Here is a 10,511-nt window from a genome sequence, read left to right as displayed (position 1 = left end):
CACGTCCTCACCCGCCTTATGTCCTCGCCCACCCTGTACGAATTCTTCGCCCCCTGCCCGCGCGGCCTCGAAGCGGCGCTTGCCGCCGAGCTGGCCGAAATCGCCGGCCGCCACCTGAACGGCGCGCCGTTCACCGCGGGCGCGCAGGTGCCGGGCGGCGTCCACTTCAGCGGCGGCTGGGCCGCCGGCATGGCCGCGAACCTCCATTCGCGGATCGCGAGCCGGATCCTGCTGAAGATCGCGCACGGCCCGTACCGCAACGAACAGGACGTCTATGCGCTCGCGCTCGAGCAGCCGTGGGAACGCTGGTTCGCGTCGACGCAAACACTGCGCATCGACATCACCGCGATCAAGTCGCCGCTGAAAAGCCTCGAATTCACGACGCTGCGCGTGAAGGATGCGATCTGCGACCGGATGCGCGAGAAAACCGGCTCGCGCCCGAGCATCGACACCGGTGCGCCGGACGTGCGCGTATTCGCGTTCCTGACCGTCAACGAGTGCACGCTGTACCTCGACACGTCGGGCGAACCGCTGTTCAAGCGCGGCTGGCGTCTCGACAAGGGCGCGGCGCCGCTGCGCGAGAACCTCGCGGCCGGCATCCTGCGCCTGACGGGCTGGACGCCCGGCACGGCGCTGTACGACCCGATGTGCGGCAGCGGCACGTTCCTCGCGGAAGCCGCGCAGATCGCGCTCGGCGTGGCGCCGGGCGTCGAGCGCCGGTTCGGCTTCGAGAAGCTCAAGCAGTACGACATCACCGCGTGGCAGGGGCTGAAGGTCCCGGCGCTGGACGCGAAGCGCGCGGCGCGCGGCAAACGCGGCGAAGCGCTCGGCGTGTACGGCAGCGACATCTCCGGCGACATGCTCGAGAAGGCGCGCGCGAACCTCGAGCGTGCGGGCGTGCCGTCGGTATGGCTCAAGCAGGTCGACGCGCGCGGGATGACGCCGCCGTGCGACGGCCCGGGCATCATCCTCGCGAACCCGCCGTACGGCGAGCGGATCGAGGTGCGCGGCCGCAGCGCGCGCGGCGAGGTGCGCGAGACGGGCCGCAACCGCGGCAACGACGACGCCTTCCGCCGCACCCACACCGACGCACCCGACAGCGAGTTCTTCAACGCGCTCGGCGATGCGCTGAAGCAGCGCTTCACGGGCTGGCAGGCGTTCCTGCTGACGTCCGACCGTTCGCTGCCGGGCCAGCTGCGGCTGCGCGAATCGGCGAAGACGCCGCTGTTCAACGGCGCGCTCGAATGCCGGCTGTTCCGCTTCGACCTGATCGCCGGCAGCGTGAAGGCGCGCCCGGCCACGCCGGAAGGCGACGCGTAACCTGCATCATGACCGCCACGGGGCCGCCGGTGCGGCCCCGCTACGGCAACCGGAACGCCGCCGTTACCGCACCCGCGGCAACGGCGGCGTTTCGTTTCAGTGCTTCGAGCACGCCCAGCGCCCCATCGTGAACGGCAGTGCCTGCCCCGTCTCGAGCAGCGTCTTGAGGCTCGACAGCACGACCGGCCATCCGCCGCGAATCCCGCGATCCATCTCCGAACCCGGCACCAGCCCGTCGTGCGTGACCGTCAGCTTCACGACGCCCTCGTGCGGCTCGACGAGATAGGTCACGCGCGACGTCTCCCCCTCCCCAGACGGCGTACGCCACGTGACGACCAGCCGGTGCGGCGGATCGTTCTCGACCACTTCGCCGACGATGTCGACCCGCGACGGATCGTCGTAGTCCTGATGTTCCCAGCGCGAGCCCGGCCGCCAGTCGGGCGACGCGTTGCGGTGCCGCACCCAGTAGTCCTTCGTCAGCTCGGCGTTGGTGAGCGCATCGAACACACGCTCGGGCGTCGATGCAATGAACGTCACGTACACAAAGGCGGGATTACTCATCGTTGTCTCCAGATTCGCCGGCCGCTTCCAGCCCGCGCTTGAGGTCCGCCAGCGCCTGCAGCCGCTGACGCTCGAACTTGCCGATCCAGCGTTCCGCGATGTCGTGGATCGGCACCGGATTCAGGTAATGCAGCTTCTCCCGGCCGCGCCACGTCGTCGCGACGAGATTCGCGGCCTCGAGCAGCGCGAGATGCTTGCTCACCGCCTGCCGGCTCATCGCGAGCCCGTCGCACAGCTCGGACAGGGTCTGCCCGCTTTTCGCGTGCAGCAAATCGAGCAACTGGCGGCGCGTGGCGTCGGCCAGCGCCTTGAAAACGAGATCCATGCCACTCCCGGGTCAACGGCCTTATTATGCAACCAATCAGTTGCATGTCAAGGGTGACAACTCTACTGACAATACGGTGTCAGCAGGCCGCGATCACACTGCAATCCCGGCGCAATGCAAGGCTGGTTTCCGCACCGAATCCGAACAACAAACAACGCAACAAGGAGCTCGTCATGACGTCCGCAACTGCCAATGCCACCCTGGAGCGCGCGATCGCGTGGTTCGACATTCCGTCCCTCGATTTCGACCGGGCGATCCGCTTTTACGAAACCGTGCTGCAGACGACGCTGCAGCGCGCAGTCATCGGCGGCGTGCCGATGGCCACGTTCGACCGCGACGCATCGAGCACGGGCGGCAGCATCGTGTTCGATCCGCAGCAGCTGAAGCCGAGCGCGAACGGCGTGCTCGTCTACCTGAACGCCGGCGAATCGGTCGTCGCGGCGCTCGAACGCGCGAAGCGCGCGGGCGGCGTCGTGCAGGGCTCGGTCGTCGAGCTGCCGAACAACTACGGCTACGTCGGCTACCTGATCGACACGGAAGGCAACCGCGTCGGCCTGCACGCGCCGAAATGCCACTGAACGCAGCGGCCGTCGGGCCCGCGCGGCGCTATCATCGCGAAGTCCCCACTGCCGTTGGATTCGAGGTGCCGTCATGACGCGCCGTGCCGACCGCCTGTTCCAGATCGCCGAGCTGCTGCGCGGCCGTCGTCTCACGACCGCGCAGCAACTGGCCGACTGGCTGTCGGTGTCGCCGCGCACCGTCTATCGCGACGTGCGTGACCTCCAACTGTCAGGGGTGCCGATCGAAGGCGAAGCCGGCATCGGCTACCGGCTGAACCGCAACGCCAGCCTGCCGCCGCTCACGTTCACGGCCGAGGAGCTGGCGGCGCTCGCCACCGGCGCACGCATGCTCGAAACCTGGGGCGGTGCGCGCTTCGCGAGCGGCGCGCGCTCGGCGCTCGCGAAGATCGCGTCGGCGATGCCGGCCGACAAGCGCACGGCGCTCGACCGCCTGCCCGTGTTCGCGCCGTCGTTCCACATCGACGAGACGTTTTGCGCGAAAGTCGACGCGATCCACCAGGCCATCGACACGCGCCACGTCGTCAGCTTCGGCTACCGCGACCGGCTCGGCGCGCATTCGCAACGCCGCGTGTGGCCGCTCGGGCTCGTCTACTGGGGCGGGCGCTGGACGATCGGCGCGTGGTGCGAGCTGCGCGACGATTTCCGCACCTTCGACATCGCGCGGATGGGCGACATCACCGTGCACGAGCAGTTTCCGGACATGGAAGGGCGGCGGATCGCCGACTACATGCGGATCGCGGAAGCGCCAATGCGCTGACGCGTCACGACGGCGGGTGCGATGCGCGCCGCCGCCGTTCATCTTCCGGGCCGCCGTGCGGGGCCCGGCCGCCCCGCCCTACCCGCCGAACACCACCGTCCGCTTCGGCCGCTCGTCGACGTGCAGCGAGAACACGTCGGGCCGCGCGTAGTGCCCGACCACGTCGAAGTCGTAGCGCGCCCGCACGAGTTCGTCGGTATCGATGCGCGCGGTCACGAGCCCGGCTTCGCCGATCAGCGGCTCCGTCAGCAGGTCGCCGAGCGGCCCGACGATCACGCTGCCGCCGCGGATCAGCGGCCGCTCAGGATCCCAGCCCGGCACGTCGATGCCGAGCGCGCGCGGCGACGGCTGCACCTGACACGCACTGACGACGAAGCAGCGCCCCTCGTGCGCGATGTGCCGCATCGAGCTCTGCCAGACGTCGCGCTCGTCGACGGTCGGCGCACACCAGATCTGCACGCCCTTCGCGTACATCGCGCAGCGCAGCAGCGGCATGTGGTTCTCCCAGCAGATCGCGGCGCCCGCGCGGCCCGCGGCCGTGTCGACGACGGGCAGCGTCGAGCCGTCGCCCTGCCCCCAGATCAGCCGCTCGGTGCCGGTCGGCATCAGCTTGCGGTGCTTCGCGACGAGCCCGTCGCGCGGATCGAAGAACAGCGCCGTGCAGTACAGCGTGCTGCCGCCGCGCTCGATCACGCCGACCACGAGGCTCGCGCCCGTGCGCTGCGACAGCGCGGCCAGCTCGTCGGTTTCCGGCCCCGGCACGTCGATCGCCTGCGCGGCATAGCGCGCATACGCGTCGCGGCCTTCGGGCAGCCGGTAGCCGAGCCGCGTGCCGAAGATCTCGCCTTTCGGATAGCCGCCGAGCACGGCCTCGGGCAACACGACGAGCGACGCGCCGCTGTCGCGGATCGCGGTTTCGTAGCCGAGGATCGTGTCGAGCGTGGCACGCGTGCCGGCGGGCGATGCGCCGATCTGCAGCGCGGCGATGACTGACGTGGACATGAAGGCGTCTCCGGTAAATGGGGTTACGCCATCTTTATCGATAAGATGTCATCGATCAAATCGATAGAACGATAAGTGTCATGAATGTGGATGATATCGCCGGCCTCGACCTGAACCTGCTGAAAGTATTCGAGGCGCTGTACGAGGAAGGCGGCGCGAGCCGCGCGGCGCTGCGGCTCGGCCTCACGCAGTCGGCGGTGAGCGCGGCGCTCGCGCGGCTGCGCGTGATCTATGCCGATCCGCTGTTCGTGCGCACCGGCCGCGGGCTCGCGCCGACGCCGCGCGCGGACGAGCTGAAGCCGATCCTGTCCGACGCGCTCGACCGCTGTCGCGAAAGCCTCGCGATCGCGGCCGACGGCGGCGAGCGCATCGGCCGCACGATCTCGATCGGGCTGTCGGACGACTTCGAGATCGCGCTCGGCCGCGCGCTGATCGACGCCGTCGCGCGGGAAGCCGCCGGCATCCGGCTGATCTTCCGGCAGACGCACAGCGGCATCGCCGGCGACGCGCTGCTGCGACACGGCGTCGACCTCGCGATCGCGTCGGGCGGCTTCTCTGCGAACGGGCTCAGCCGGCGCGCGGTCGCGACGGGCGGCTACGCGTGCCTGGTCGACCCGGCCGCGAGCCCGAAGCCGCCGCGCATACTCACGCTCGCCGATTTCCTGCGGCGCGACCACCTGCTCGTGTCGTCGGGCGGCGTGATCGGGATCGTCGACGAAGCGCTGGCCACGCTCGGCCACAAGCGGCGCGTCGCGGCGTCGACCACGCATTTCGCCGCGCTGCCGTACCTGCTCGCCGGCTCCGACGCGGTCGCGACGATTCCCGCGCACGCGGCGCGCGCGATCGCGCAATCCACCCCGCTGCGCGCGCTCGCCTGCCCGGTCGACTTGCCGCACTACCCGGTCGAAATCGGCTGGCGCACGAGCACGCAGCGCGACCCGGCGATCGTGCGCGTACGCGACACGATCGCCGCGTGCGTCGCCCAACTCGTCGCACCATGAAAAAGGCCCGACTGACTGGTGCCAGTCGGGCCCGCCCGGTCACGCTGCCCATGAATCGAAGCAGGCAGCCACGTCACTCGCGCGTGCGTCATTCGACCGACTTCACCATGTCCTCGATGACCTTCTTCGCATCGCCGAACACCATCATCGTCTTGTCCATGTAGAACAGGTCGTTGTCGAGGCCCGCGTAGCCGGCCGCCATCGAGCGCTTGTTGACGATCACCGTGCGCGCCTTGTACGCCTCGATGATCGGCATCCCCGCGATCGGCGACGCCGGATCGTTCTTCGCGGCCGGGTTCACGACGTCGTTCGCGCCAAGCACCAGCACGACGTCGACCTGGCCGAATTCGCCGTTGATGTCCTCCATCTCGTGCACGATCTCGTACGGCACTTCCGCTTCCGCGAGCAGCACGTTCATGTGCCCCGGCATCCGCCCCGCGACCGGATGGATCGCGTACTTCACGTCGATGCCCTTGTCGACCAGCTTGTCGGTCAGCTCCTTCAGCGCGTGCTGCGCGCGAGCCACGGCCAGCCCGTAGCCCGGCACGATCACGACCGTCTCCGCGTTGCCGAGCATGAATGATGCGTCTTCAGCCGAGCCCGCCTTCACCGGCCGCTGCTCCTTCGCGCCCGTCGCGCCACCCGCCGCCGCCTCGCCGCCGAAGCCGCCGAGGAGCACGTTGAAGAACGAGCGGTTCATCGCGTGGCACATGATGTACGACAGGATCGCGCCCGACGAGCCGACGAGGGAGCCTGCGATGATCAGCATCGCGTTGTTCAGCGAGAAGCCGATGCCGGCCGCCGCCCACCCCGAGTACGAGTTCAGCATCGACACGACCACCGGCATGTCCGCGCCGCCGATCGGGATGATGATCAGCACGCCGAGCGCGAACGCGATCGCCGTCATGATGATGAACGGCAGCCACGACTGCGTGATGAAGAACAGGATGCCGAAGCCGAGCATCGCGAGCGCGAGCATCAGGTTGAGCAGGTGCTGGCCCGCGTACACGACCGGCGCGCCCTGGAACAGCCTGAACCTGTATTTGCCTGACAGCTTGCCGAACGCGATCACCGAACCGGAGAACGTGATCGCGCCGACGACCGTGCCGAAGACAGCTCGACGCGGTTGCCGAACGGGATGAAGTTCGACGACACCGCGTCCTGCGGCACGAGCCCGAACGCTTCCGGCTCCGACACCACCGCATACGCGATGCACACGGCCGCGAGACCGATCAGCGAGTGCATCGCCGCGACGAGCTCCGGCATCTTCGTCATCTCGACGCGCGCGGCGACGAACGCCCCCACGCCGCCGCCGACGATCAGCGCGCCGAGCACCAGCGCGATGCCGAGCGGCAGGTTCGCGCCGAGCCACTCGGCCTGCTTGACGATCAGCGCGACCGTCGTGAGGATCGCGATGGCCATCCCGGCCATCCCGAACAGGTTGCCGCGCCGCGCGCTCTTCGGGTTCGACAGGCCCTTCAGCGCCTGGATGAAGCACACCGACGCGACGAGATACAGCAGCGTGACGACGTTCATGCTCATCGCGCGCCCTCCTTGCCGCCGTCGGCCGGCTTCGGCGCCTTCTTGCGGAACATCTCGAGCATGCGCCTCGTCACGAGGAAACCGCCGAACACGTTGACGGCTGCAAGCGCGACCGCGAGCGTGCCGAACACCTTGCCGGTCGTGCCGACGGTCAGCGCCGCCGCCAGCATCGCGCCGACGATCACGATCGCCGAGATCGCGTTGGTCACGGCCATCAGCGGCGTATGCAGCGCCGGCGTGACGTTCCACACCACGTGGTAGCCCACATACACGGCCAGCACGAAGATGATCACGTTGATCACCGTATGATTGATGACTTCCATGGTCGCCTTCTCCCCGGTTACTTGCGCGCGACTTCGCCGTCGCGGCACAGAAGCGTCGCGGCGACGATGTCGTCGGTCAGGTCGATGTTCAGCGTGCCGTCCTTCGTGACGATCAGCTTCATGAAGTCGAGCAGGTTGCGCGCATATAGCGCCGACGCGTCCGCCGCGACCATCGACGCGAGATTCGTGTAGCCCGCGATCGTCACGCCGTCGTGCACGATCACCTGGTCGGCGACCGTCAGCGGACAGTTGCCGCTCTTGCGGCCGTCAAATTCCGGGCCGCGGCCGGCCGCGAGATCGACGAGCACCGAGCCCGGCTTCATCGACTGCACGGTTTCAACGGAGATCAAGGTCGGCGCCGGGCGCCCGGGAATCAGCGCGGTGGTGATCACGATGTCGGCCTGCTTCGCCCGCTCATGCACCAGCGCGGCCTGGCGGCCGAGCCACGACGACGGCATCGGGCGCGCGTAGCCGCCCACGCCCTGCGCCGCGTCGCGCTCTTCGTCGGTGTCGTACGGGACGTCGAGGAATTTCGCGCCGAGCGACTCGATCTGCTCCTTCACGGCCGGCCGCACGTCGGACGCCTCGATCACCGCACCGAGGCGCTTCGCGGTCGCGATCGCCTGCAGGCCCGCGACGCCCGCGCCGAGAATCAGCACGCGCGCGGCCTTCACGGTGCCCGCGGCCGTCATCAGCATCGGAAAGAAGCGCGGATACAGCGCCGCGGCCACCAGCACGGCCTTGTAGCCCGCGATGTTCGCCTGCGACGACAGCACGTCGAGGCTCTGCGCGCGCGTCGTGCGCGGCGCGGCTTCGAGCGCGAAGGCCGTCACGCCGGCCGCTGCCAGCTTCGCCGCCTGCTCGCCGTCGAACGGCTCGAGCATGCCGACCAGCACCGAGCCGCGCTTGAGCAACGGCAGTTCGGCGTCGGTGGGCGCCTGGACCTTCAGCACGATGTCGACGTCGAACGCGGCCGACTGGCCGGTCAGTTCGGCACCGGCGGCCGCATAGACGCCGTCGGGATAACTCGCGGCGACGCCGGCCCCTCTCGCGATGCTGACCCGATGCCCGGCCGCCGCGTATTTCTTCACGGTTTCCGGCGTCGCGGCCACCCGCGCCTCGTTCGCCCGCGTTTCGGCAGGCACGCCAATATGCATCGTCGGTCCCTCCGTCATCGTCAGTGTTTCGTTTCCTGCGTTTTCTACTGCGCAACGAGCCGGCAGGCTGACTACCGGCTCACGAGCGACGACACTCACCTTCCACTTTAGGCGAAAGCGAGGGCCGTACCAGCGGCTCCGCATGGGCGCGCCTGATGGCCCGCCAGCCCGGCCGGCGTCGCCGCGCATCGGCAGGACAGATGAATTTCGAGGGTCGGATTCGTTTAGCGAGGCGACCGGCAGCGTTCGGGCGCAACCGGTAAAATGCCGAACCATGAAACCCGAAATCTGGACCCCGCATGTGACGGTCGCCGCGCTCGTCGAGCACGCCGGCCGCTTTCTCATGATCGAGGAAGAAACCTCGTCGGGCCTGCGCATCAACCAGCCGGCAGGCCATCTCGAAGCCGGCGAAACGCTGGCCGACGCCGTGATCCGAGAAACGCTCGAGGAAACCGCGCACCCGTTCACGCCCGACGCGCTCGTCGGCGTCTATCTCGCGCACTACGACCGCCCCGGCACCGCCGGCGCGACCTACCTGCGCTTCACGTTCTGCGGCACGGCCAGCGAGCCGATCGCGGGCCACGCGCTCGACGACGGCATCGTCCGCACGCTGTGGATGACCGCCGACGAGCTGCGCGCGTGCGGCGAGCGCCATCGCTCGCCCGCGGTGATGCGCTGCGTCGACGACTACCTCGCCGGGCGGCGCATTCCGCTCGATTTCGTGCACACGCATTCGGTCGCGCCGCGCCCCGAAGCATTCGAACGTCAGGCGGTCAACAAATGAGCAAGCGCCGTGTAGTGGTGGGCATGTCGGGCGGCGTCGATTCGTCGGTGACCGCGTGGCTGCTGAAGGAGCAGGGTTACGACGTGGTCGGCCTGTTCATGAAGAACTGGGAAGACGACGACGACGGCGAATACTGCTCGACGCGCCAGGACTGGATCGACGTCGTGTCGGTGGCCGACCTGATCGGCATCGACGTGGAAGCCGTCAACTTCGCGGCCGAATACAAGGACCGCGTGTTCGCCGAATTCCTGCGCGAATATTCGGCCGGCCGCACGCCGAACCCCGACGTGCTGTGCAACGCCGAGATCAAGTTCAAGGCGTTCCTCGATCACGCGATGTCGCTCGACGCGGAAATGATCGCGACCGGCCACTATGCGCGCGTGCGCGAGCGTGACGGGCGTTTCGAACTGCTGAAGGCCTTCGATCATACGAAAGACCAGTCGTACTTCCTGCACCGGCTGAACCAGGCGCAACTGTCGAAGACGATGTTCCCGCTCGGCGAGATCCCGAAGACGAAGGTGCGCGAGATCGCCGCGCAGATCGGGCTGCCGAACGCGAAGAAGAAGGATTCGACCGGCATCTGCTTCATCGGCGAACGGCCGTTCCGCGATTTCCTGAACCGCTATCTGCCGACCCAACCCGGCCCGATGAAGACGCCGGACGGCAAGGTCGTCGGCGAGCACATCGGTCTCGCGTTCTACACGTTCGGCCAGCGCAAGGGCATCGGCCTCGGCGGCAGCAAGACCGGCAACGGCGATCCGTGGTTCGTCGCCGCGAAGGACATCGCGTCGAACACGCTGTACGTCGTGCAAGGCCACGATCATCCGTGGCTGCTGGCGCGGGAGCTGGTCGCCGGCAACGTGAGCTGGGTCGCCGGCGAACCGCCGGCCGAAGGTTTCGCGTGCGGGGCGAAGACGCGCTACCGGCAGGCCGACGCGGCGTGTGCATTCGGCGCCGCCACGCCCGGCCCGGCAGGCGAGGCGCGCTTCTCGCTCGCGTTCGACGACGCGCAGTGGGCCGTCACGCCCGGCCAGTCGGCCGTGCTGTATGACGGCGAGATCTGCCTCGGCGGCGGGATCATCGAATCCGCGCTGTCCGGCAACACGCAGGCGAACGCTGCACCGGCCCTCACGCTCGCCCGCTGACGCGCCGCCGCCG

Annotated in this window: 11 protein-coding genes and 1 pseudogene; 6 read left to right on the top strand and 6 right to left on the bottom strand. The window is 68.6% G+C overall.

The genetic code is table 11. The annotated features are described in order from the left end of the window. Positions 1 to 18: 18 nt before the first annotated feature. Entirely contained in the window at positions 19 to 1,320 is a 1,302-nt protein-coding gene (locus G3N98_RS18080; protein WP_089444955.1) for a class I SAM-dependent RNA methyltransferase, read from the top strand. Positions 1,321 to 1,416: 96 nt separating this feature from the next. Here G3N98_RS18080 and G3N98_RS18075 read toward each other — a convergent pair whose 3' ends face one another. Together G3N98_RS18075 and G3N98_RS18070 are read right to left on the bottom strand one after the other, a co-directional pair. Beyond that, complete coding sequence (locus G3N98_RS18075; RefSeq protein ID WP_206148806.1) at positions 1,417 to 1,881, bottom strand: SRPBCC family protein; 465 nt, start codon at positions 1,879 to 1,881, stop codon at positions 1,417 to 1,419. Next, a complete protein-coding gene (locus G3N98_RS18070) occupies positions 1,874 to 2,206 on the bottom strand; it encodes a winged helix-turn-helix domain-containing protein (protein WP_089424519.1) in 333 nt (110 codons plus the stop codon). Before G3N98_RS18070 ends, G3N98_RS18075 begins: the two co-directional genes overlap by 8 nt. 173 nt (positions 2,207 to 2,379) lie before the next feature. On the opposite strand from G3N98_RS18070, the gene G3N98_RS18065 reads away from it, so the two are divergent. Both G3N98_RS18065 and G3N98_RS18060 read left to right on the top strand, forming a co-directional pair. Beyond that, positions 2,380 to 2,784 carry a glyoxalase gene (locus G3N98_RS18065; RefSeq protein WP_089439251.1) on the top strand — a complete coding sequence of 135 codons (405 nt, stop codon included), beginning with the start codon at positions 2,380 to 2,382 and terminating at the stop codon, positions 2,782 to 2,784. A 73-nt stretch (positions 2,785 to 2,857) separates the two neighbouring features. Beyond that, entirely contained in the window at positions 2,858 to 3,544 is a 687-nt protein-coding gene (locus G3N98_RS18060; RefSeq protein ID WP_069746174.1) for a YafY family protein, read from the top strand. 78 nt (positions 3,545 to 3,622) lie between these two features. On the opposite strand, the gene G3N98_RS18055 is transcribed toward G3N98_RS18060, so the two are convergent. Then, the gene (locus G3N98_RS18055; RefSeq protein ID WP_046544957.1) at positions 3,623 to 4,546 is read right to left on the bottom strand and encodes a carbon-nitrogen hydrolase family protein; all 924 of its coding nucleotides are present in this window, start codon (positions 4,544 to 4,546) and stop codon (positions 3,623 to 3,625) included. Positions 4,547 to 4,626: 80 nt separating this feature from the next. Between G3N98_RS18055 and G3N98_RS18050 the strand changes: the two genes are divergently transcribed. Beyond that, positions 4,627 to 5,547, top strand: coding sequence for a LysR family transcriptional regulator (locus G3N98_RS18050; RefSeq protein ID WP_206148805.1), 921 nt, complete (start codon positions 4,627 to 4,629; stop codon positions 5,545 to 5,547). Positions 5,548 to 5,635: 88 nt separating this feature from the next. Here the strand turns inward: G3N98_RS18050 and G3N98_RS18045 are convergent. The 3 genes and pseudogenes from G3N98_RS18045 to G3N98_RS18035 form a co-directional block, all read right to left on the bottom strand. Next, positions 5,636 to 7,089: pseudogene (locus G3N98_RS18045) on the bottom strand (NAD(P)(+) transhydrogenase (Re/Si-specific) subunit beta). Next, positions 7,086 to 7,412, bottom strand: a complete 327-nt coding sequence (locus G3N98_RS18040) for an NAD(P) transhydrogenase subunit alpha (RefSeq protein ID WP_089424514.1) — start codon at positions 7,410 to 7,412, stop codon at positions 7,086 to 7,088. The pseudogene G3N98_RS18045 and the gene G3N98_RS18040 overlap by 4 nt, the downstream one beginning before the upstream one ends. A gap of 17 nt (positions 7,413 to 7,429) precedes the next feature. Then, positions 7,430 to 8,569: a Re/Si-specific NAD(P)(+) transhydrogenase subunit alpha gene (locus G3N98_RS18035; protein ID WP_206148808.1), complete on the bottom strand. Its 1,140-nt coding sequence runs from the start codon at positions 8,567 to 8,569 to the stop codon at positions 7,430 to 7,432. A gap of 274 nt (positions 8,570 to 8,843) precedes the next feature. On the opposite strand from G3N98_RS18035, the gene G3N98_RS18030 reads away from it, so the two are divergent. After that, positions 8,844 to 9,353, top strand: coding sequence for an NUDIX hydrolase (locus tag G3N98_RS18030; RefSeq protein WP_089424513.1), 510 nt, complete (start codon positions 8,844 to 8,846; stop codon positions 9,351 to 9,353). Continuing rightward, positions 9,350 to 10,498: a tRNA 2-thiouridine(34) synthase MnmA gene (gene mnmA / locus G3N98_RS18025; protein WP_206148804.1), complete on the top strand. Its 1,149-nt coding sequence runs from the start codon at positions 9,350 to 9,352 to the stop codon at positions 10,496 to 10,498. Before G3N98_RS18030 ends, mnmA begins: the two co-directional genes overlap by 4 nt. Positions 10,499 to 10,511: the final 13 nt, after the last annotated feature.

Origin of the sequence: Burkholderia sp. Tr-20390 (assembly GCF_017104595.1) — a bacterium.
Taxonomy (GTDB): Bacteria; Pseudomonadota; Gammaproteobacteria; order Burkholderiales; family Burkholderiaceae; genus Burkholderia.
This window is presented reverse-complemented; position numbering and strand designations above follow the sequence as displayed.

Bases quoted from the DNA above. Each gene is read 5' to 3' on its own strand.
- G3N98_RS18060 (WP_069746174.1), top strand. From the start codon at position 2,858: ATGACGCGCCGTGCCGACCGCCTGTTCCAGATCGCCGAGCTGCTGCGC.
- mnmA (WP_206148804.1), top strand. From the start codon at position 9,350: ATGAGCAAGCGCCGTGTAGTGGTGGGCATGTCGGGCGGCGTCGATTCG.
- G3N98_RS18050 (WP_206148805.1), top strand. From the start codon at position 4,627: ATGAATGTGGATGATATCGCCGGCCTCGACCTGAACCTGCTGAAAGTA.
- G3N98_RS18065 (WP_089439251.1), top strand. From the start codon at position 2,380: ATGACGTCCGCAACTGCCAATGCCACCCTGGAGCGCGCGATCGCGTGG.
- G3N98_RS18070 (WP_089424519.1), bottom strand. From the start codon at position 2,206: ATGGATCTCGTTTTCAAGGCGCTGGCCGACGCCACGCGCCGCCAGTTG.
- G3N98_RS18040 (WP_089424514.1), bottom strand. From the start codon at position 7,412: ATGGAAGTCATCAATCATACGGTGATCAACGTGATCATCTTCGTGCTG.
- G3N98_RS18030 (WP_089424513.1), top strand. From the start codon at position 8,844: ATGAAACCCGAAATCTGGACCCCGCATGTGACGGTCGCCGCGCTCGTC.
- G3N98_RS18055 (WP_046544957.1), bottom strand. From the start codon at position 4,546: ATGTCCACGTCAGTCATCGCCGCGCTGCAGATCGGCGCATCGCCCGCC.
- G3N98_RS18035 (WP_206148808.1), bottom strand. From the start codon at position 8,569: ATGCATATTGGCGTGCCTGCCGAAACGCGGGCGAACGAGGCGCGGGTG.
- G3N98_RS18075 (WP_206148806.1), bottom strand. From the start codon at position 1,881: ATGAGTAATCCCGCCTTTGTGTACGTGACGTTCATTGCATCGACGCCC.
- G3N98_RS18080 (WP_089444955.1), top strand. From the start codon at position 19: ATGTCCTCGCCCACCCTGTACGAATTCTTCGCCCCCTGCCCGCGCGGC.